Here is a 24,247-nt window from a genome sequence, read left to right as displayed (position 1 = left end):
TGAGATAGCATTTCGCCAGATTCTTTCGGGGGTGATTGGCGAATGGGTGTGGTTCCTGAAGCGTCGCGCGGTGTCCGGCCGGTCATTCTGGCTGGCGGGAGTGGGATGCGGCTTTGGCCCCTCTCACGAGAGACATTTCCGAAGCAATTGAGCGCACTGGTCGGCGATCAGAGCCTGCTCCAGACCACTATCGCGCGTGTCCATGGCAAACCAGGCTTCGGCCGGCCGATCATCCTTACCAACGAAGCGTTACGTTTTGCGGTTGCCGAGCAGATTCGGATCGCCGATTGCGAAGCCACCATTATTCTCGAGCCGGTGGCGCGCAATACCGCCGCGGCGATCGCCGTGGCTGCATTCCAAGCGGTCTTCGAGGACCCAACGGCGGTCCTCGTCGTCATGCCATCCGACCACATGATCGCTGATACGGCGACCTTCCTTGCCGCCGTCGCCCAAGCCGTCGATCTTGCGCAGCAGGATCGATTGGTTACGTTCGGCGCCATCCCTGCCCGCCCGGAAACTGGCTTCGGCTATATCCGCCGCGGCGCGCCGATAGACGGATCCAATGGTTATCAGGTTGCCTCATTCACCGAAAAACCGTCCCGCGCTGTCGCGGAAGGCTATCTGAGTCAAGGTGGCTATTACTGGAACTGCGGTATCTTCGTTTTCAAGGCATCATCCTATCTTTCCGAACTGCGAAAGCTCGCGCCTGAGATATACGACACGGTGGAGGCTTCCTGCACGGCGCGAACGACGGACCATGACTTCATCCGTGTCGGAGAGAAGCAATTTTCTGCTTCGCCCAACATTTCTATCGACTACGCCGTGATGGAGAAAACCACTGCCGCCGCAGTGTTGCCGATGGATGCCGGCTGGTCCGATATTGGTTCATGGGCGGAAATCTGGAATGTCCTGCCGAAGGATGAAGCCTCGAACGTACTGTTGGGCGACGTCCTGATCGAGAATGTGACCCGCTGCTACATCAATGGGGCCGATACGCTTGTGGCAGCTGTCGGCCTCACCGACACAATTGTTGTCGCGACCGATGATGCAGTCCTGGTGGCTGGCATTGAACACGCGCAATCCGTCCGCAAGATCACAGAACAGCTAAAGGTGCTGCAACGGCAGGAGGCGATCGAACCCAAACGCGTGAGCCGACCCTGGGGCTTCTTTCAGTCGCTGCATCGTGGCGACAGGTTCCAGGTCAAGCGTCTCACCATTTCTCCTGGCGCGCGCATTTCCCTGCAGATGCATTTGCACCGCGCCGAACATTGGGTCGTCGTCAATGGCACCGCACTGGTGACACATGGCGATGACAGCAAGCTGGTGCAGGAAAATGAGTCAATCTACATTCCGGCCGGCACGCGCCACCGCCTCGAGAATCCAGGCAAAATGGAGTTGAACGTGATCGAGGTACAGACCGGCTCCTATCTGGAAGAAGACGACATCATCCGCTACGACGACACCTACGGCAGGTCCTGAACACACAAGTACTCAGCCCCGATCTACTTCTCGCGCATGCCTGCTGAAAAATAGTCGGTCAGCGGGCCGACGACGTACTCCAACACCGTCCGTTGCTTGGTCGGAATAAGTACCATCGCCGGCATGCCGGGCACGATGTCGATATCAGGCAAAGCAGCAAGATCATCCGTGATCGAGACCTTGATCTCGAAATGACCGATCTGATCGGTCTGGGTAACGATCCGGTCGGCCGAAACTTCCTTGATCTGCCCGTGCAGAATGCCTGTCTTCCGTTGATCATAGGCCGTCAGTCGTACCTCGGTCGGCATGCCAACCTGGACATCCGCGATATCTTCCGGCCGTACGGCAGCCTTGATGACGAGTTTCTCGTCGCTGGGCACGATCTCGAGGATCTGCGCACCGCGATCGATGACACCACCAACCGTATTGGCACTCATGCCGAGTACGATGCCGGCGGTCGGCGCCGTGATGACTGTTCGAGTCAATACGTCCTGCGCGGCGTTCAACCGCTCTTCCATCGCGTTAAGCTTGTCCTGCACGTCGCTGAGATCCTGCGACACTTCGGACAAACGCTCTTTGCGAAGCTGAAGCATTTGCAGTTCCGCTTCGCCGATCGCCTGCTCGATACCGGCACCGCTGCTGCTGTACTCACCTCCCTCACCGCTCAAGGCAGCTGCCTGCCGTTCGAGAAGCAAGATACGAGTCTTCGGCACGTAGCCTTTTTCATAGAGGCTGCGGGCACTTTTGAGCTCGTCCTGGATCAGGGCAAGCTGTTCAGCCTGGGCGTTCTGCTGGACTTTGGCGCCATTTTTCTGTTGTTGCAGCTGCTTGACGCGTTTCTCGAGTAACGAGACCTGACCATCCAACATGTTGCGGCGCTCGGCAAAGACACTGTTCTGGCCGGCAACGACATCCTTCACGCTCGGATCGTCCAGAGCCGTCGCAAGCTCCGGCGGAAAGGTAATTTTGTCGGCGCCATCTCGCTCCGCGGCCAAACGCGCCTTGAGCGCCAGCAACGACAGATACTGCGAGCGGATGAGGTTAACACTTGCCTGTGCCTGCGTCTGGTCCAGACGGACCAGCACCTGGCCATTGGTGACAATGTCGCCATTCTTGACCAGCAATTCCTTGATGATCCCGCCATCAAGATGCTGCACAACCTTGTTCTGGCCGGAAGCTTGCAACGTCCCGTAAGCATTGACCGCGCTCGCGAGCGGAGCAAGTGCCGCCCAGCCACCGAGGCCACCGAAGAAAAGGCCAAGAAAAATAATGCCTACCGTGATGACCGGCCAGGGACTGGTCGGCAACTGCCGTTCGGCGCCCGGCTTGCGCCAAGCCTCATGGGTGTCCGCAGTCAGCGTCTTGCTGCTCATCGCGACGCTCCCGGCGTCACGGCGGCAATCCGCATCTGACCGGCGGGCGGTGCGACTGCGGTCATGAATTCCGCCCGCGGCGCCAGTCTTTCAATAACGCCATCACGGAGGAACAAGATCGTGTCGACCGCGCTCAATACGCCCGACCGATGCGAGATGACGATGGTCGTCATCCCCTGCCCCTGTGCCTCGCTAAGCACGGTCATCAACGCACGCTCGCCATCTGAATCGAGGTTCGAGTTCGGTTCATCAAGGACCAGCAAGCGTGGATTGCCAAGTAAGGCGCGCGCCAGGCCAATACGTTGCCTGGTACCGCCGGAGAGAATGGCGCCGCCCGACCCCACCTCGGTCTCGTATCCGTCCTGCATACGCAGGATCATGTCATGAACGCCGGCGCGCATGGCAGCGGCGATGATCTGTTCCGGCGTCGCGTCACCGAAGCGCGCGATATTTTCCTTGATACTGCCTTCGAACAATTCGACTTCCTGCGGCAGATAGCCAACATGGCGCCCGAAATCTGCCCTGTCCCAGGTGTAAACATCGGCGCTGTCCAATCGGACCGTACCCTGGCGCGCCTGCCAGACACCGACGATGATCCGGGCCAGGGTTGATTTGCCGGCACCGCTGGGCCCGATCACGGCCAATCGTTCGCCCGGCTGCAAATTGAAGGTGATGCCATGCAGGATCGGTTTGGCTACACCTGGCGCCAGATAGGAAATGCCCTCCACCGACAGGCGCCCTTCCGGCGTCGGCAGTCGCATGGCATCGGCCACATGCGGCAGGGTCAGGAACTCATCGACGCGGCGCAAGGCGGCTCGCGCACCAACAAAAGACCGCCAGCCGCCGACCAACTGCTCAATCGGCGACAAGGTGCGCGCGAGCAGGATCGCTGCCGCGTAGATGACACCGGCAGTCACTTCCCCGTTAATCGTCATCCAGGCGCCGAGACCGATGATAGCACTCTGCAAAGCCAGCCGGAAAAAGCGGATCATACCCTGGAGATAAGCGCCCAGTTCGCTGGCACGGGTCTGTTGCCGCAGCATTTCATGCCGGCTTTCGCTCCAGCGACGCAGGAATGCCGGCAGCATGCCCATCGCCTGAATTACCTCGGTATTCCGGAGGCTGGCATCCGTGAAGGCATAGTTACGTCGCGCCGCCTCCTCGGATTTCCGCAGGTAGGTAGCGGTCACATATTCGTTGGCGATGGCCAGGATCAGCATGAAGACCATGCTGACCGTGGCCACGACGCCTAGCACCGGATGCAGCAGGAAGCAGGCAAGAAGATAGATCGGCAGCCAGGGCAGATCGAAGATTGCCGCAGCACCGGTTTGGGTCAGAAAACCGCGAAAGACGTCGAGATCCCGCACCACGCCCGGCCGCGAGCCGACGCGATTGGTAATTTCCACCTGCCGCCGCAGAAGATCTTTAGACAAGGTTGCATCGAGATGATTGCCGAGGCGCACGAGCAGATGGTTGCGCACCGCCTCGAGAGTACTAAGCGTAACCAGAGCCGCGACAGTCGCAATCGAGATCATGATCAGCGTCGCGATACTGCCGCTGCTGATGACACGGTTATAAACCTGCAGCATGTAGATGGTGGGAGTCAGATAGAGGAAATTGATCGCCAGACTGAAGACGCATGCCGCCACGATATGCGCTCTACTGTCACGCAGCGTGCGTCGCAACAGACCCGGCGCGCGCTGCGGCGTCACTGCGGCAGCACCGGTTTAGCTGCGGCCGATCTGCTGATCAYCCCGCCGATATAAGTGTCCGCATAGGTCGTGCCGTGCCGGCGGTCATATTCCTTCAGCACCAGAGCGGCAAGATCAACCGATTGCAGGATTGAATCCAGCATGAGGCTGAGTTTCAGCAGTTTTTCGTCGCCCAGGCGGTCGAGATGCATGAAGTCGCGCACATAGACAGCATCCGACCACAGCATCTGTCGCAATCCCGCCGACGGATTGCTTTGCGAGGACAGCGGCTTGAAGAAACGCTGGCCAAAGCCGAGGAAGGTATGAAACTGGTAGCCGCTCTTGCGCAGATGTCGGTCGACATCGGCAAATAGCGGCTGACCGACATAGAGCTCGACGAATTCCACTTCCGTAATGATCATCAGCGCCGAACCCAGCGCCCGCGATCCCCCCCGGAAAACGTCCAGCTCCGCACCCTGCACGTCGATCTTGATGAGATCTATATCCGACAAGCCGTCAAGATCAGAAAGATCGTCCAGGCGCCGTGTCTGGATGCCGGGATGTTGCATCTTCGGCGTCACCAGCTCCGCAAGGTTGCTGAACTTTGCAAGCAGTGGCGTGTTGGGTTGATAGAGTGAACCGGTCATCGGCATGTTGGTTTCGTGGAACGTACGCATGCCACCGTCGCCGATAAAAAAGGGATAGTATCGTCCGCCAGTGCCGGCATTGAGCTTGGCGCATTCCGCTTCGTTGGGTTCGAATCCGACCACCTGCGCGCGCCCGGCCTTGATCAGCGGACGATAGGGCTCGATCTCGTTGCCCAGCGCCATTGCCCCGATATCGACGATGTTGATAGAGCTGGTCTTGGGGAGCAGTTCCAGGAGATTGTCCGGCCGCGGCTTAGGCAATGTGACTGCGTTCCAAAAGGCCGCGTTGAGATTTTCAGGCGAGCTTTCCAGCAGCACCTTCGGCAACGGCGCCTTCGGCACCCGTCCGGCGCGCAGGCCAATGAGCAGGCGCCGCCGTTCCGATTCGGCGCTTTGGAGCCCAGTCTTACAGAGATCGTCGATGATCGAGGCGTGCGACTGATCGTAGAACGACGAATAGGCGGCCAGTCTCTCGAATGTTTCCAGGACTGCGGCAAAGCACCAATGCTCGAACCGCCCGGCCGCAGGCAGCGCATCGAAACGCGCACTCGGCGCCAGGAATGGGAGATCACGGGCCGCAGCGCCCTTGTTCAGTCCAGCAAGCAAACGCTGCAGCGCCAGGACTGCGACACCGCGCTGGCCGAGATCGGCGGATGCACGCGCCAAGGACATCAGATAGGCAAAACGCGGCTCGGCTTCGGCGAGCCTGCGCAGGACGGCAACCGCTTGCTCCAATGCGACGGCACGTTGTCCCGCTGGTGCATTTTGATCCTGCGCCAGGGCGTAAGCATCGAGGGCCATCGCATATTCAGCTGGCACGGGACCTTGGTCACCCCACAGCGCGAGGAGTTCCTGCGCAAAAGGTTTCCGTTCCAAATAAGCGCGCCACAAGCCGCTGTGGGCACTCCCGCCATCCACCGCTGGGTCAGCCGCTAAAATGCCCCGCGCAACGAGTTCTGCTGCCTTGTCTGGTTTGCAGCAGAACAGATTGAGGAGATACGGATCTTCACTGCCATTCTCCTGGAATGGTCGCAGGAGACCCAGACCCGGTATGAGTCGATAGGCGGCGTAGCCCAAGGCTTCGAACTGTGCCTTCAAGGCGAGGTTAAGCTTTGTGCCATGCTTGATCTCGAACATAATCAACGGCGATGCACGCTTTAGAAATGCGTGCCCGCCACGGATGACATTCGGCTCTTCGCCCTCGGCATCCAGCTTGATGAAGTTAACTTCAGGCCAATCATTGGTAGTGGCCCACAAATCGAGTGTGGTGAGGGCAACTGTTTCCGAGCCCTGGGCCGAGCCTTGCAAGGAATTCAGTTCCGACTGGCCGCTAAGGCCGAGCTGCGCCTCGCCTTGTCGGTCCGACAAGGCTGCCTGAATCAGCGTCACATTGTCGAAATTGTTGGCCGCGATGCTGCAGGTCAGATGCGCTGCCGTCTGGCTCGCCGGTTCGAAGCTCCAAACCTTGCCGACGGGGCCGACAGCGCGGGCGGCGATCAAACTATAGATGCCGTAGTTGGCACCAATATCGATGACCCGCTCGCCCGGACGCAGCAATCGCCGCACGAAGGGCGCCTCGTCTTCGAACCAATCCTCCTGCTCCAGCAGGACGTAGGGCGAAATCAGATTGACGTCATGAGGGACGCAGATCTCGATCTCACCTTTGAGTTTGAGCCGCAGCATGTTTGTTGGTTCCGCCTTCATTGCAGCGTCACTACTCCCATTGTCTCCGTCGGCATCCCGAAGTTTACACCATTCCTGCCACATCCCGCGCACCGCGACGGCAAATTTGTCCGCAAAACCCTGAGCATCACACAGGGTCGATGCCAGCATGCGCGTCCGCAGGCCAGCTCGCAGCGCTGCGAGGCCCGGGATATCAGCAGCCAGCAATCTTGTCTGCGCGATGAAACCCTGTTCATCCTGGGCTGTCATCTGCGGCAGATCGAGGGCCGCATTGATCGTCGCGCCAACTCGAGCGGCATGACGATCGCCACACAATGTCAGGGTCGGCACACCCATCCAGGCTGCTTCGCAGATTGTTGTCGTGCCGTTGTAGGGGAACGTATCCAGCGCGAGGTCAATCCGGTGATAGACCTCAAGATGGTCCTTGAGATGCGGTTCCCAACTCAGCAAGTCGACCCGGCCGGCCTCGATGCCCGCCTTCAGGAACGCTGCCTGCAACCGCGCCGCAGTCTCAGAATCTCCAAAGGATCGCGATTTCAGGATCAGCCGCGATTTTGGCACGGCCGCCAGCACACCAGCCCATAGGCGAATGGTTCGATCCGAAATCTTGTTGATCTTGTTGAAGCTGCCAAAAGTGATGCAGTTGTTTGTCAGAGCCGGCAGGGGCGCAACGTCTGGCGTCTTCGGTGCCGCTTCATAGCACAGGAATGGCCCTGGCACGCGCCAGAGCTTCTCCGCGTGACCGCGATCCGCGGCACCCGGCGGGTCGGTGATATCATCCACCAACCGATAATCGATCGCTGCTAGGCCGGTGGTATTGGGGTAGCCGAGCCAGGTTACCTGCACCGGCGCCGGCTTTTCAGCAAAGACGCACAGCCTGTTCTTGCTGGTATGTCCCGCGAGATCGACCAGGATGTCGATCTGGTCGTCACGGATCATCGCGGCGACACGCTCATCCGAGAGGCCCACGATCGGTCGCCAGCCAGCGGCCGATTTACGCAGGAATTCGGTATAGAGGTCCGGATTGACCACATCAGAATAGCAGTAGAATTCCAACGCCAGACCATCATGCCGGTCGAAGAGTGGCTTTAGGAAGAACGCCACCGAATGGGCGCAGAAATCAGCCGACACAAAGCCAACGCGCAAGGGACGACCCGTGACCGGCGATTGAGTATAACGGCGCGACGCCTTGCCGGCATGGCGAGCACCCCAAGCCTGGTGCTCGGCAAAGATTTGCTCGGCGCTGAGGTCGTCGACATAGTTGAGCGCGAAGAGAAGGTTTGACCAGCCAAGATGCAGGTCCGGGCGCAGACGCGTCACTTCACGCGATGCGGCGATCGTCTCCCGGTTAAGGCCTTGTGCGCCTAGCGTCGACGCGAGGTTGGCATGCGCTTCGGCAAAATCCGGCGACAGGGCGATAGCGCGGCGACACGTCTCCGCCGCTCGCGCCAGATGGCCCGCAGATATCAGCGCAGCAGACAGATTAACGTAAAGATCGGCCGTGGGTGGCCCAATCTCCAGTGCTTTCTCGAAGAACGGGATCGCGTCTTCGTCACGGCGTTGCGCACAAAGAGCTGACGCAAGATTACTATATGCATTGCGATTGTTGGGGTCGATGGTAATGGCGCGGCGGCAGGCTGCCTCCGCCTCTTCCTGTCGGCCCAGATCGCAATAGGCGGAGCCGAGATTAGCATAGGCTGCGGCCCAATCCGGCCGGAGGGCAATGGCACGCTGAAAACAATCGAGAGCCTCGGGCACCAGCTTGCGGCGTTTCAAGGTTGAGCCCAGATTGAGCATTGCCTCGGGATTGGCCGGGGCCTTCACCACCGCCTGCCGGAACGCCTCTTCAGCAGCCGGCCAGTCGCTTCGGTTGAACGCCGCAACGCCCGCTTCCATCTCCATCGTGATATCGGCTGGCGTCTGGGCCGCGCACCAATGGTGCCACATGTCGCGATAAGCTGTCTCGACCTCAAGCGCAAAGCCGGGCGCATCCATCAGGGCCGACGCCGCCATGGCGGAGCGCAGACCAGCACTCAATGCCTGGATGCGTGCCGGATCGAGCGCCAGAGCTTTGGCCCGCGCCACGTAATCGTCGACATCCGTGGCTACCAGTTCGCCCAGACCGACATGCTGAAGCAGGGCTGCACTGACTCGTCCGACATGATGCCCGCCCTGCAGCGCCACCATGGGAACACCCATCCACAAGGCCTCGCAGGTTGTGGTCGTGCCGTTGTAGGGGAACGGATCAAGCGCGATATCAATGCGCCCATAGGTCGCCAGATGATCGCCGATCAGCGGCTGGCGCCCCATCAACTCGAGCCTCTCCGGCGCGATACCGAAGTCGCCGAACCGTTGGCGATAGAGGGCCAGCGTCTCGGGGTCCGAGAAGGCATTGCATTTCATCACCAATCGCGAACCCGGTACCTCGCGCAGCAGGCGCGACCATACCGCGACGACCTCATCGGTCATCTTCGCCATGACGTTGAAAGAGCCAAACGTCACATGGCCGTTGCTGGCCACCGGCCGCGCCGGCACCTCGCCCGCAAAATCCGACGGCCGGAAGCACAGGAAGCTGCGCGGCAGCCGGACAAGCTTCTCGACGTGGACCAGGTCGGCTTCACCTGGCGGGTCCACCCGCGCGTCGGTCAGGCGATAATCGATCCGCGACAGTCCCGTGGTGTTGGGATAGCCGAGATAAGTCACCTGAACCGGTGCAGGCTTCCGCGCCATCACCGTCAGCCGGTTTTCTGCTGTGTGCCCGGCAAGATCGACCAGGATGTCGATCTTGTCGGCGCGGATCTGCGCCGCTAGCTCATCATCCGTCATGAACGAGCAGGACCGCCACAGAGCGACACGCGACTGCAGACGGCGCGAAAGCGAATCCATGCGCTTGTTGATCGCATAGCAGACGATCTCAAAGCGTTCCTTGTTATGAAACTCCAGCAGGTTCTCGATGAAATAGGCGACCGAGTGACCAAGAAAGTCCGGTGACAGATAGCCGATGCGCAGCCTGCGCGCTGGATCGGGTGCATTGCCGTGGGGCCGAACCGGGCCGGCCTGCACCTCGATCATGTCGCCGAACCGGCGATGCTCGGCGCAGATCTCGGCCGGCGTGATATCGTCCAGGGAATTCAGGGTAAAGAGCAAATTGGAATGAGCACCAAGATAATCGGGCGAAATCTCGATCGCCTTGCGGAAACAGGCGACCGCCTCGGTCAAGCGCCCCTGCTCGCGTAGCAGATTTCCGAGATTGTTGATGGCAAAATCATAATCGGGCTTCAGGGCAACGGCATGGCGATAGACCACCGCCGCTTCGCCAAGCAGCCCTTGCCCCTTCAGCGCAGCACCCAAATTGACATAGTGTTTCGGATTGTCCGGCTCGAGAGCGACGACCGCGCGCTGGCACCGCACCGCCTCATCTAGCTTGCCAAGGGTCGAATAAACTGTCCCGAGATTGCCCAGGGCGGCCGCCAACTTGGGGTCGAGTTCCAGCGCCCGGTTGAAAGCAGCGACCGCTTCCTCCAGCCGGTGCGTCTCAAACAGAACATTGCCAAGGTGAAGATGGAGATTTGAGTCCTGAGGCGCCGCCAGGGTGGCACGGCGAAACAGTTCTATCATCTCGTCAACCCGACCCTGCCGGCGCAGGACACTGCCGTAGCCGTTGAGACCCTGGAGATAGCGCGGATCGGTGCTGTCTGCTTGCGGCTGGGGCAGGATTGTCAGGGCACGGACGAGCGCCGCCTCGGCCGCCACCAGGTCACCTACGTCGCCTAGCGCCAATCCCAGGTTGAGCTGGCCGTCCATATTTGCCGGATCCAGCGCCACCGCTTCGCGGAAACACTCGACCGCTTCCGGAGAGCGGCCCAGATCGCGTAGTGCCGCTCCGAGGTTATTGAGCGCAACCGCCGTTCGCCCCTGTTCCAAATAGCGATGATAGAGCGGCACGGCCTCAGCCAGGCGACCGGCCACATGAAGCCGCATTGCTTCCCGCAGAACGTCGATTGCCGCATCAGCTATGCCAACAGGCACCTCAACCCGGGTCTCGGACTTTTGTGGGGCCGATTTACGCTTTTGGACCATCCTGGAACCCGTCAACGCTACGCCCGCGGCCAAAAAATCCGCAGCGACTGGGTCTTTTACCATGTTAAGCGGATTCGTCGCTACCCCCCCCCCCCCCCCCCCCCCCCACGCTGGGTCTTGAGTGGGCGGATTAGAAGGTTATGTTGCTCGCATCCGACAGGGTATGCGTGCCAGTCAGCTTGACCACCACGTCATCCGTCGTCAGCGAATGGCTCGCCGAATTGTCGACCAGGACGTAGGTGTCGCCGCCATACTGGAACGTCACGACACTGGCGGTCGTCGATCCATTCGCGGTCGCAGCGATATCCAGGGCGTCCTTCAACGTCGCTGGCGCCGACAGGGCGATATACCCCGTCACGTCAACGCTGCTGGTTGGCGTACCGTTGGTGATCGCCGAAAGGTCAATGACGTCGCCACCAACGCCATCAGCAAAGTGGCTGAGCGTCACTGAATGCGACAGGATCGTCGCATCGTTGGTCACATCAGCAACCTTGTAGCCGCTTGCCAAGGCTACCGTGTCGATGACCCCGTTTGCGGTCAATTCGATGGTCGCCCCGCCAATCCCGCTGCCGACTGCGAAGTTTGTCGAAGCGCTCGGCGCCGAGGTTTGGATCGTCTCGATGCTGGTCAGGATGGTGTTGCTAAGATCGATACTGTGGCCATTGACGATCAGCGTGTCACTCCCACTGCTGCCGATGACCGATCCGCCCATCGCCAGATCATCCTGATCAACCGTGAACGTGGTCGCCAAGCTGGAACCAGCCTTGAGGATTTCGACGCTGGAGAGCGATGCACTACTAAGGTCAAGCGAGGTTCCGTTGATCACCAGCGTATCGTTGCCGCTGCTGCCGATCACCGCACCATTGGATGCAAGGTCAGATTGATCGACGGTGAAAGTGGTCGCCAAGCTCAAGCCTGCGCGGATGAACTCCACACTGCTGAGACTGGTGCTGGTGAGATCGAGGCTGGTGCCGCTGATCAGCAGGGTATCCGCGCCGATATTGCCGGTCACGGAGCCACCCGAGATCAGATCCGCCTGGTTGACGGTGAATGTGGTCGCCAGGATCGAACCGGCGTGCAGTACTTCGATACTGCTGAGCGTCGTGCTCGTGAGATCGATCGCATTGCCGTTGGAGGTCAGGATATCAATGCCGCTATTGCCAATCACCGAACCGCCACTCAACAGATCGGCTTGATCGACGGTGAAGGTTGTCGCCGCCACGGTACCCGCCTGCAGGATTTCGATGCTGTTGAGCGTCGTGCTCGACAGATCGAGGCCAGCGCCCACGATCGACAGCGTATCATTGCCGCTACTGCCGACGACGGAACCACCCGACAGCAGATCGGCTTGATCCACCAGGAAGGTCGTAGCCAGGCTCGACACTGTCTTTAGAACTTCGATGCTGGTCAGCGTCGTGCTGGTGAGATCGACGTTGGTGCCAAGCACTGTCAGTGTGTCGACACCACTGCTGCCAACAACCGACCCGCCCGCCAGCAGATCGCTGGTATCGAGCGTGAAGGTGGTCGCCAGACTGGAACCGGTCTGCAGAATTTCGATGCTGGTCAGCGTCGTGCTGGTAAGGTCGTACGCCGTCCCTTTGATCACCAATTGGTCGTTGCCGCTGCTGCCCCAGACCGTGCCGCCGCTGGCAAGATCGCTGGCATCCAGCGTGAAGGTCGTGGCGACCCCCGTGCCGGCCCGGATGATTTCGACACTGGTCAGTGTGGTGCTGGTCAGATCCAGCGCAGCGCCGGCTGCCGACAACGTATCGCTGCCGGTGCTGCCTGCTACCGTACCGCCGCTGGCAAGATCAGCCTGATCGAGCGTGAACACCGTCGCCAAGCTGACGCCGGCCTGCAGTATCTCGATGCTCGACAGGATCGTGGCGGTCAGATCATAGCTGGCATTCTTCACGAGCAGCGTGTCATTGCCGCTGCTGCCGATGACGCTGCCGTTTGTGGCAAGGTCGGCCTGATCGACAGTGAACGTTGTGGCCGTACTGACACCCGCCTGCAACACGTCGATGCTGGTCAGTGTTGTGCTGCTGACGTCGAAGTTCGTCGCCTTCACGATCAAAGTGTCGGTGCCACTGCTGCCCGTCACCGAACCGCTGGCAATGAGATCCGCCATATCGACAGTGAAGGTCGTCGCCAAGCTGAGATTCGCCTTCAGAATCTCGATGCTGCTCAGCGTCGTGCTCGTGAGGTCGAGACTGGTCCCAGCAACAGCCAACGTGTCATTGCCGCTGCTGCCCGTCACCGAGCCACCCGAGGCCAGATCAGTCACACCATTCGCATCAACGATAAAGGTCGTGGCCGTGCTCAGACCTGCCTTCAGTGATTCCACGCTGGTCAGCGTCGTGCTCGTGAGGTCGAGGCTGGTGCCGGAGATGGTCAGAATATCGTTGTTGGCACCTGTACCGGTGACACTGCCGCCGGAGATAAGGTCGGCCTGGTTGACTGTGAAGGTGGTGAGCGTCGTAAGGCCAGCCGTCAACCGCTCGATGCTGGTCAAGGTCGTGCTGGTCAGATCGAACGATGTCGTCTTCATCGCCAACGTATCGAGGCCAGCACCGCCAGTGACCGATCCACCGGACAGCAAGTCAGCAGCGTCCACCGTGAAGGTCGTAGCAATACTGGTGCCCGCCTTCAGTGTCTCAATGCTGGTCAGCACTGTGCTGGTGAGATCGAGCGTCGTGCCCGCAGCAGTCAGTGTATCCGAACCAGCAAGGCCCGTAACAGAGCCAGTCGAAGCCAAATCCGCCTGATCGACGATGAAGGTCGTGGCAAGGGTCGAGTTGGTCGTGATGATTTCGACGCTGGTAAGAACGGTCGAGCTGAGATCGAGAGTTGTTCCAGCAATCGTCAGCGTATCGTTGACCGCCGCGTTGCCGCTCACCGTGCCACCCGAAGCCAAATCCGCCTGGTTGACCGTGAAGAGCGTCGCCGTCGTCAGGGCAGCATCGATAATTTCAATGCTGGTCAACGTCGTGCTGGTCAGATCGACAGTGGAAAGCTTGACCGCCAAAGTGTCGAAGCCGCTGTTGCCAATGACCGAGCCGCCGGAGAGTAGATCGGCCGGGTCGACAGTGAATGTCGTAGCCAGGCTGTTGGCTGCTTTCAGAATCTCAATGCTGGTCAGCACCGTCGAGCTGAGATCAAGGCTGGTACCAGCCGCCGCCAGAGTGTCGACACCGCTGCTGCCAGTGATGCTGCCGGTCGTCGCCACGTCACCCTGATCGACCGTGAATGTGGTGGCGAGGCTGCTGCCCGCCTTCAGGGTCTCAACGCTTGTGACAGCCGTGCTGCTGAGGTTGAGCTCAGTACCGAAGGCCACCAGGATATCGCTACCCGTGCTGCCCGTAACAGAGCCGCCCGAGACAAGATCCGTCTGGTCCACGGTAAAGGTGGTGGCAACACTACCCGACTTGATTGTCTCGATGCTGGTCAGTGTCGTGCTGCTGAGATCCAGGGCTGTGCCATTCGCCAGTAGGATGTCGCTACCGCTGCTGCCGATAACCGAACCGCCAGCGATCAGGTCCGCCTGGTCGACCGTGAAGGTCGTCGCCGTGCTGAGGCCGGCCTGCAGGACTTCTACGCTGGTCAGTGTGGTGCTGATTAGGTTAAACGCTGTCGTATTCATGATCAGCGTGTCGGTACCGCTGCTGCCAGTCACCGAACCAGCTGCAACCAGATCTGCCGCATCGACCGTGAAAGTGGTGGCAAGGCTGGTGCCGGCCGCCAGCTTCTCGACGCTGGTAATCGTCGTGCTGGTCAGGTTGAGTTGCGTGCCCGCGGCCACCAAACTGTCGCTGCCGGTGCTGCCCGTTACTGAACCGGACGCGACCAGATCAGCCTGATCGACGGTAAAGATCGTGGCAGTGCTGCCAGATTTGAGGGTTTCGATACTGGTCAGCGTCGTGCTGCTGAGGTCCAGAGTTGTCCCGTTCGCCAGCAGGATGTCGCTACCGCTGCTGCCGATAACCGCGCCGCCGGCGATGAGATCCGCTTGGTCGACCGTAAAGGTTGTGGCGCCAGCAAGGCCGGCCTGCAGATTCTCCACACTGGTCAGCGTGGTGCTGATGAGGTTGAACGCCGTCGTATTCATGATGAGCGTATCGATACCGCTGCTACCAGTCACCGAACCGCCGGACAGAAGATCGGCCGCATCGACCGTGAAGGTGGTGGCTAGGCTGGTGCCCGCTGCCAGCTTCTCGACGCTGGTAATCGTCGTGCTGGTCAGGTTGAGCTGCGTACCCGCGGCCACCAAACTGTCGCTACCGGTGCTGCCCGTCACCGAACCGGACGCGACCAAATCGGCCTGATCGACGGTAAAGATCGTGGCATTGCTGCCCGACTTGAGGGTCTCGATACTGGTCAGCGTCGTGCTGCTGAGGTCCAGAGTTGTCCCGTTCGCCAGCAGGATGTCGCTACCGCTGCTGCCGATAACCGCGCCGCCGGCATTGAGGTCGGCTTGATCAACGGTGAAGGTTGTGGCCGTGCTGAGACCGGCCTGCAAATTCTCCACGCTGGTCAGCGTGGTGCTGATGAGGTTGAACGCCGTCGTGTTCATGATGAGCGTATCGGTACCGCTGCTGCCGGTCACTGAGCCACCAGACAGAAGGTCGGCCGCGTCGACCGTGAACGTGGTAGCAAGGCTGGTGCCCGCTGCCAGTTTCTCAACGCTGGTCAGCACCGTGCTGGTCAAATTGAGACTGGCACCGGCGATGGTCAGCGTATCGTTGCCACTGTTACCTGTCACTGAACCACTTGCCACGAGGTCCGCCTGGTCGACAACGAAGGTCGTCGCCAAAGTGAGGCCGGCTTTCAGCGTCTCGATGCTGGTCAGCGTCGTGCTGGATAGATCGAGCAACGTGCCGCTGGCCTGCAGAATGTCACTGCCGGTGCTGCCGGTGATCGAGCCACCCGAAATGAGATCAGCCTGATCGACGATGAAGGTCGTGGCAAGGCTGGAACCCGCGCGCAGCTGCTCGATGCTGGTGAGCGTCGTGTTGCTGAGGTCGAGGCTGGTGCCGAAGGCCGTCAGCGTATCCGAATTGCCGGTACCGATCACCGACCCACCGCCGATGAGATCGGCCTGGTCGACCGTGAAGGTCGTCGCGGCATTCGTGCCAGACTGCAGGATCTCGACGCTGGTGAGCGAGGTGCTGCTGAGGTTGAAGGCAGTGGTGCCAATGATGAAAAGCTTGTCGTTGCCGGTGCTACCGACGACCGAGCCGCCGGACAGAAGATCCGCGGCATCGACGATGAAGGTCGTGTCAAGGCTCGACCCGGCTGCCAGGATTTCGACACTGCTGAGCGACGTGCTGCTGAGGTCGAGGCTGGCGCCCTTAATTGCCAGGGTATCGTTGCCGGTGCTGCCGGTGACCGACCCACTGGCAACCAGATCAGCTTGATCGACCGTGAAGATGGTCGCAATGCTGAGAGACGCCTTCAGGTTTTCGATACTGGTCAGCGTCGTGCTGCTGAGATCGAGGCTTTGGCCGCCGGCTGCCACGGTATCGCTACCGGTGCTGCCGATGATGCTGCCGCCGGCAATCAGATCCGCCTGGTCGAGCGTGAAGGTCGTGTTCGATGCAGAGCCCGCCTGGAGAATTTCGACACTGTCCAGTGACGTGCTGGTCAGATCGAGGCTGACACCGTTGATCACAAGCGTATCAGTGCCGCTGCTGCCCAGCACCGTGCCGCTGGACGCCAGATCGGCTTGGTCGATTGTGAAGGTTGTACCTATGCTCGAACCCGCTTTCAGGATTTCGACGCTGCCCAGAGTGGTGCTGGTGAGATTGGCTGCGGTACCAATGACAGAGAGCGTGTCGTTGCCGCTGCTGCCGATCACATTTCCACCGGCAATCAGATCTGCTTGATCGACCGTAAACGTCGTCGCATTGCTGGTTCCGGCCTTCAATGTCTCAATGCTGTTGAGCGTCGTGCTGGTGAGGTCAAGGCCCGTACCGGTGGTGACCAGGATGTCGATACCACTGCTGCCGACAACTGAACCACCCGCGACGAGGTCAGCCTGATCGACGGTAAAAGTTGTGGCAAGGCTCAGTCCCGCCTGCAGCGTTTCGATGCTGGTGAGCGTCGTGCTGCTGAGATCGAACGCTGTGGTCTTCATGATCAGCGTATCACTACCAGTGCTGCCAACGACTGAACCACCCGAGATGAGATCTGCCGCATCGACCGTGAAGGTGGTGGCCGCATTGGTACCGGCCTTCAGGATCTCAATGCTGGTCAGGTTGGTGCTGGTCAGGTCGACAGCCGCATCCTTGACGATCAGCGTGTCATTGCCACTGCTGCCAGTGACCGAGCCGCTTGCGACGAGGTCCACCTGGTCGACGGTAAAGGTGGTGGCAAGCGAGTTGCCGGCCTTGAGATTCTCGATGCTGGTCAAGGCAGTGCTGGAGAGGTCGAGCGCCGTGCCCTTGGTGGTCAGCGTGTCGTTGCCAGAACTGCCCTGCACGCTTCCGCCTGACGCCAGGTCCGCCTGATCGACGGTGAAGGTGGTGGCAACACTCAGGCCAGCCTTCAGCACCTCGATGCTGGTCAGCGTGGTCGTGCTGAGGTCGATCGCCGCATTCTTGACGACCAGTGTGTCAACGCCACTGCTGCCGACGACCGTCCCGAAGCTACCAAGAGCCGCGACCGTAAAGGTCGTGGCGTTGCTGGAGCCGGCCTTCAACACCTCGACGCTGCTCACCGTCGTACTGGAGAGGTCGATGGAATTTCCGGAAACGATCAAAGTGTCGACGCCGCTGCTGCCGCTCAACGAGCCACCATTGGCGAGGTCACTGGCATCGAGCGTGAAGGTTGTGGCCAAGCTGGAACCGGCCTTGAGGACTTCAATGCTGCTCAGCGTCGTGCTGCTGAGATCGAAAGCCGTGCCTTTGATGATCAAAATGTCATTGGCACTACCACCTTGAACCGTGCCGCCAGCGGCCAGATCGCCAGCATCCACTGTAAAGGTTGTGGCAAGGTTGGACGCCGCCTGCAGAATCTCGATGTTTGTGACCGTGCTGCTGGTCAGATCAAAAGCCAATCCTTTGACGATTAGCGTGTCGTTGCCGGTGCTGCCGGTCACACTGCCGCCCGCGGCCAGATCTTCCTTATCGACCGTGAAGGTGGTGGCAAGACTGGATCCGCCGGTCAGGGCTTCGATGCTGGTCAAGGTCGTGCTGCTGAGGTCGAAGGCCGTGCCCACGATCGTCAATGTATCATTGCCGCTGCTGCCGGTTACCGAGCCAGCCGCAACCAGATCAGCCGCGTCGACAGTAAAGGTGGTGGCAAGGCTCGAGCCTGCTTTCAGGATCTCGATGCTGGCGAGGGTTATGCTAGTGAGGTCAAGCAAGGTACCGGCGGCGACCAAGGTATCATTGCCGCTGTTGCCTTGAACCGTACCACCAGTCGCCAGATCGTTCTGGTCCACGGTGAAGGTGGTGGCAAGGCTGGAGCCCGCCTTCAGCACTTCGACGCTGCTCAGCGTCACGCTGCTGGTATCGAAGCTAGTGCCATTGATGACCAGTGTGTCATTGCCGGCATTGCCGGTGATGATGCTGCCATTGGCGAGGTCCGCGGCGTCGACAGTAAAGGTCGTGTCCAAGGTGGAGCCGGCGCTCAAATTTTCGATACTGGTCAAAGCGGTGCTGCTGAGGTCGAAAGCGGTGCCGTTGATCGTCAGCGTGTCGCTGCCGCTGTTACCGACAATCGACGTGAGCTTGCTGAAGTCGTCCGTATCGATGGTGAAGGTGGTTGCTAGCGACGACCCAGCCTTCAGCGTTTCAACGCTCGTCAGCGATGTGCTGGTCAGGTCGAGTGCGTTGCTCTTGGTGGTCAGGGTATCGCTGCCGCTGCTGCCGACGATGCTGCCGCCGCTGGTGAGATCGGCCTGATCCACAGTAAAGGTCGTCGCCAGGGACGAGCCGGCCTTGAGGGCTTCGATGCTGGTTGTCGTGGTGCTGCTGAGGTCAAAGCTTGTTCCGGCGATGATCAGCGTATCGAGGCCGGCGCTGCTGCCCGCCACCGTACCGCCCGAAACGAGATCTGCGGCATCGACGGTGAAGGTCGTGCCGACCGTACCGGCGGCGGTACCCTGCAGCTTCTCGATGCTGGTCAGGGTCGTGCTGGTGAGATCGAGTGAGGTCGCTCCAGCTGTCAGCGTGTCACTGCCGCTGCTACCGATGACGGAGCCGCCCGTGGCAAGATCCGCCTGATTGACGGTGAAGGTTGTATCGATGCCGAGGCCAGCCTTGAGAACCTCGATGCTGTTGAGCGTCGTGCTGGAGAGGTCGATGCCGGTCGAACTGCCGACCAGCGTGTCATTGCCGCTGCTGCCGTTGATGGTGGTGAGCTGCGTAAGGTCCGTGCCGTCGAGGGTAAAGGTCGTCGCCAAGCTGGAGCCGGCTTGCAGAATTTCGACGCTGGTCAGCGCGGTGTTGGCAAGGCTGAGCGCGGTACCATTGCTGGTCAGCGTGTCGACGCCGCTGCTGCCCACAATGCTGGTAACACCGCTGTCCAGATCCGCTTGGTCAACGGTGAAGGTGGTGGCAACGCTCGAGCCGGCCTTGAGGATCTCGATGTTGGTGAGGCCCGTGCTGGTGATGTCGAAGCTGGCGCCCTTGATGATCAAGGTGTCGCTGCCAACACCGCCGGCAACACTGCCGCCCGAAACGAGATCCGCCGCGTCGACTGTGAAGGTCGTGCCGACGGACGCCGCCTGCAGCTTCTCAATGCTGGTCAGTGTCGTGCTGGTGAGGTCAAGTGCTGCGCCGGCTGCGGCCAACGTATCTACACCGGTGCTGCCCTGAACGCTGCCACCGGCAGCAAGATCGGCCTGATTGACTGTGAAGGTCGTGGCCAGACTGGATCCAGCCTTGAGAATTTCGACGCCCGTGGCGGCGGTGCTACTGAGATCGAAGCTGGTACCCTTGACGATCAGCGTGTCGGTACCTGCGCCACCGGTAACCGCTGTGGCCACCAGCAAATCGGCGGCGTCGACAGTAAACGTCGTACCGACAGAAGCCGCCTGCAGCGTCTCGGCGCTGCTAAGGGTTGTGCTGGTCAGATCGAGTGTTGCGCCGGTTGCCGCCAGCGTATCCGTCCCGGTATTGCCAATGACGCTGCCACCACTGGCGAGATCCGCCTGGTCGACCGTGAAGGTCGTATCGTCAGTCGAACCTGCCTCCAATCTTTCGATACTGGTCAGGGCCGTGCTGGAAAGGTCGTAAGCGGCATCTTTGATCGATAGTGTGTCGTTCCCGCTGCTGCCAAGGATGGCGGTGAGCGTGGTGAAATCGGCAGGATCGATCTTGAAGGTGGTGGCCGCAGCCGACCCGGCCTTCAAGGTCTCGATGCTGGTGAGCGTCGTGCTGGTGAGGTCGAGCAATGTGCCCTTTGTGGTCAGCGTGTCGTTGCCGCTGCTGCCGATAACGGCGCCACCGCTGGCGAGATCGCCGGCGTCAACCGTAAAGGTCGTCGCCAGGGACGAGCCGGCCTGGAGGGTTTCGATGCTGGTGGCGGTCGTACTGGTGAGGTCGAAGGCGGTGCCTTTGATGATCAGCGCGTCCGCACCGGCGCCGCCGGCGACGCTGCCGCCGGAAACCAGATCCGCCGCATCGACCGTGAAGGTCGTGCCGGAAGACGCCGCCTGCAGCTTTTCGATGCTGGTGAGGATGGTGCTGGTGAGGTCGAGCGCCGCGTCGGCTGTGGTCAGGGTATCGCTGCTGCTGCTACCGATGACCGAGCCGCCACTGGCGAGATCCAACTGGTTCACGGTAAAGGTGGTGGCGACGCTGAGACCTGCTTTCAGCACTTCGATGCCCGTCAAGGTCGTGCTGGTGAGATCGATCGCAGCATCCTTCACGACCAGCGTATCGATGACGGAACTGCCATTGGCAATTACCGAGCCACTCGATACCAGATCGAGTGCGTCGACTGTGAAGGTCGTGGCAGCGGTCGAACCCGCCTGCAGCCTTTCAACGCTTGTCAGCGTCGTGCTCGACAGGTTGAACCCGGTGCCCTTGATGATCAGCGTATCGGAGCCGCTGCTGCCATTGACAGCGCCGCTCGACGCCAGGTCAGCCTGGTCGACGGTAAAGGTAGTGGCCAAGCTTGACCCGGCATTGAGGATTTCGATGCTGGTCAGCGTCGTGCTGGTGACATCGAAGGCTGTGCCTTTGATGGTGAGCGCATCCGTCCCGCCCGTGCCGCCGACCGAGCCGCCGGCAACCAGTTGCGCCGCATTGACGGTGAAGGACGTGCCGCCGGCAGCGCCCTGCAGTTTCTCGATGCTGCTCAAGGTCATGCTGGTGAGGTCAAACGCCGTGCCGCCCGCGGCCAACGTGTCTACACCGGTGCTGCCGGTAATCGTCGCAACCGAGTTCAGATCCGCCTGATCGACCGTGAAGGTCGTGGCGGCTAGCGTACCCTGCAGCTTTTCAATGCTGGTAAGGCTGGTGCTGGAAAGATCGAGTGTGGCGCCCTTGGCGACCAATGTGTCGACGCCGCTGCTGCCGATGACCGAGCCGCCGGAAACCAGATCCGCCTGGTCGAGCGTGAAGGTCGTCGCCAGCGAGGAACCAGTCTGCAGCTTTTCAACGCTGGTGATGCCGGTGCTGGCGAGGTTGAAGATGGCGCCCTGGATGACGAGCGTGTCGTTGCCGGTGCTGCCGATGACGCCGCCGCCCGAGGCCAGATCCGCCGCATCGACGGTGAAGGTCGTGTCGATCGACGAGCCGGCGCTCAGGACTTCGATGCTGCTCAGTGCACGGCTGGTGAGGTCATAATCCGTGCCGGTAAAGATCAGCGTGTCGCTGCCGGTGCTGCCGGAAATGGCTGTCAGTTTGGTAAAGTCGTCCGTGTCGACGGTGAATATGGTGGCCGCAGCCGATCCCGCCTTTAAGACTTCGACGCTGTCCAAGGTCGTGCTGGTCAGATCGAGTGCATTGTTCTTCGTGGTGAGCGTGTCAGTGCCACTGCTGCCTTGGACTGTGCCGCCAGCAGCAAGATCGCCCTGGTTGACCGTAAAGATCGTAGCAAGGGTGGTGCCTGCCTTCAATATCTCGACGCTGGTGAGTGTCGTGCTGCTGAGGTCGAGGCCGGTACCGACGATCACCAGCGTGTCGATGCTGCTGGTACCGCCATTGGCAGTGACGCTGCCGTTAGAGGCCAGATCTGCCTGATTGATTGTGAAAGTCGTACCGTCCACCGAGGCTTCCAACCGCTCAATGCTGGTTAAGGTGGAGCTGGAGAGATTGAGTTCCGTGTCTCCGGCAGCTAGCGTATCGCTGCTGCTGCTACCGATGATCGACCCGCCACTAGCAAGATCCAGCTGGTTCACAGTAAAAGTCGTGGCAAGACTGATGCCGGCCTTCAAAACTTCGATGCCGGTCAAGGTCGTGCTGGTGAGATCGATTGCGGCGTCTTTCACGACCAGCGTATCGACGACCGTGCTGAGGGCGTTGGCTAGGACCGAACCACCAGAAGCGAGGTCGGCCTGATTGACTGTGAAGGTGGTGGCTGCGGTTGAACTCGCCTGAAGCTTCTCCACGTCGGTGAGTGTCGTGCTCGATAGGTTGAACGCGGTGCCCTTGACGATCAGCGTATCGCTACCGGCGCCGCCAATCACGTCGCCGCCGGAGATTAGGTCGTTGGCATCGACGGTAAATTTCGTGTCGGAGCCGGAGCTCGCCTGGAGAACTTCGATATTGGTCAGTGTCGTGCTGGTGAGGTCAAATACGGTGCCATTGATGATCAAGGTGTCGACCGCGACGGTACCAACACCAATCACGCTGCCACCGGAAACCAGATCCGCCCCGGCAACCCCGATACCGTCGACCGTGAAGGTCGTGCCGATCGAGGAGCCCTGCAGCTTCTCGACGCTGCTCAATGTCGTGCTGGTGAGGTCAAGCGCGGCGCCGCCGGCAGCTACTGTATCCACACCCGTACTGCCGGTGATGGTTGTGATAACGCCGAGATTGAGCGCATCGACTGTAAACTTGGTACCCGTAGCGGAAATGGCTTTCAGGGTTTCGATGCTGTCGAGCGTCGTGCTGGTCAGATCGAGCGCGCTACCCTTCGTGGTGACCGTATCGATGCCGCTGCTGCCAGTGATGCTGCCGTTGGCAGCAAGGTCACCCTGGTCGACCGTGAATGTGGTAGCCAGGCTCGAACTGCCTTGCAGGTTTTCGACATTGGTGACGGCGCTGCTACTGAGGTCGAAGCTGGTAGTACCGGTGATGATTAACGTGTCGCTGCCAACATTGCCGGTGACACTGCCACCCGAGGCAAGGTCCGCCCGATTAACCGTGAAGGTCGTGTCAGACGTCGAACCAGCCACCAGCTTTTCGATGCTGGTCAGGACGGTGCTGGTGAGATCGTAATCGACATCGTTCATGGTTAGCGTGTCAGCGCCGCTGCTGCCGACTACCGATCCGTTGGCCGCCAGATCGTCCTTATCGACGACAAAATTCGTGGCGGCTGCAACGCCCGCTTTCAGGATTTCAATGCCATCGAGGCCGGTGCTGGTCAGATTGATTGTCGCATTCTTGACCACCAGCGTATCGATGACCGTACTGCCATTGGCGATCACCGAACCACCCGATGCCAGGTCGGCCGCATCGACCGTGAACGTGGTTGCCGCAGTCGATCCCGCTTGCAGGACTTCGATATCGGTCAGCGTTGTGCTGAGGAGATTAAACGCTGTGCCCTGGATGATTAGCGTGTCAATCCCGCTGCTGCCGACAACCGAACCGCCGGTCGCCAAGTCGGCCTTGTCGACGGTGAAGGTCGTGGCCAGGCTGAGCCCTGCCTGCAGGACCTCGACACTGGTCAGGGTGGTTGACGTCAGATCCGCGTCAGTCTGGTTGAAGACCAGCGTGTCCGTTCCTGCGCTTAAGCTATAATCGTCGCCAGCATTGAAGGTCTTGCTGTCATTGGAAGCAGTGCCCGTAACAAGCGACATCAATAGCTCCTGTCAGTTGCGACGCGCATTGCGCCGCAAAATTCCGTCAAAACTGCCCATTTGCGTATAAGAAATGTTCTAATAAATTCCTAAGATTGTGCATCGGCATGTGCATTAAGATCCATTAATTTGGGTAAAATTACCGTAAAAACAATCACTATAGGATCTAGCACCTACTGACGGCGCTTTCACATTGTAGTTCTGTATAATAGGTTAACCGCAGACTTCGGCCATTCCTAGAAGGCTGCGGAATCTGTACCCAAGGCCTGACGCAAATTGCAGCCTGACTATGCCAGACAAGCTGTCCTAGTATCGCCT

General features: G+C 60.1%; 5 protein-coding genes. 1 reads left to right on the top strand and 4 read right to left on the bottom strand.

Annotated features, from left to right (window positions below; all coding sequences use genetic code 11):
* Window positions 1–42: 42 nt before the first annotated feature.
* Entirely contained in the window at window positions 43–1,479 is a 1,437-nt protein-coding gene (locus AC1DWZ_RS21870) for a mannose-1-phosphate guanylyltransferase/mannose-6-phosphate isomerase (RefSeq protein WP_477171072.1), read from the top strand.
* A gap of 23 nt (window positions 1,480–1,502) precedes the next feature.
* On the opposite strand, the gene AC1DWZ_RS21865 is transcribed toward AC1DWZ_RS21870, so the two are convergent.
* From AC1DWZ_RS21865 to AC1DWZ_RS21850, 4 genes are all read right to left on the bottom strand, one after another.
* Window positions 1,503–2,852, bottom strand: coding sequence for an HlyD family type I secretion periplasmic adaptor subunit (locus AC1DWZ_RS21865; protein ID WP_477171071.1), 1,350 nt, complete (start codon window positions 2,850–2,852; stop codon window positions 1,503–1,505).
* Complete coding sequence (locus AC1DWZ_RS21860; RefSeq protein ID WP_477171070.1) at window positions 2,849–4,564, bottom strand: type I secretion system permease/ATPase; 1,716 nt, start codon at window positions 4,562–4,564, stop codon at window positions 2,849–2,851. The genes AC1DWZ_RS21865 and AC1DWZ_RS21860 overlap by 4 nt, the downstream gene beginning before the upstream one ends.
* Complete coding sequence (locus tag AC1DWZ_RS21855; RefSeq protein ID WP_477171069.1) at window positions 4,561–10,854, bottom strand: FkbM family methyltransferase; 6,294 nt, start codon at window positions 10,852–10,854, stop codon at window positions 4,561–4,563. Before AC1DWZ_RS21855 ends, AC1DWZ_RS21860 begins: the two co-directional genes overlap by 4 nt.
* A 229-nt stretch (window positions 10,855–11,083) precedes the next feature.
* Entirely contained in the window at window positions 11,084–23,929 is a 12,846-nt protein-coding gene (locus AC1DWZ_RS21850; RefSeq protein WP_477171068.1) for a hypothetical protein, read from the bottom strand.
* Window positions 23,930–24,247: the final 318 nt, after the last annotated feature.

This window comes from Dongia sp. P2_B8 (assembly GCF_056404715.1).
This window is presented reverse-complemented; position numbering and strand designations above follow the sequence as displayed.

Excerpts from the sequence above, each read along its gene's own strand:
- AC1DWZ_RS21870 (WP_477171072.1), top strand. The coding sequence starts at position 43 with ATGGGTGTGGTTCCTGAAGCGTCGCGCGGTGTCCGGCCGGTCATTCTG.
- AC1DWZ_RS21865 (WP_477171071.1), bottom strand. The coding sequence starts at position 2,852 with ATGAGCAGCAAGACGCTGACTGCGGACACCCATGAGGCTTGGCGCAAG.
- AC1DWZ_RS21850 (WP_477171068.1), bottom strand. The coding sequence starts at position 23,929 with ATGTCGCTTGTTACGGGCACTGCTTCCAATGACAGCAAGACCTTCAAT.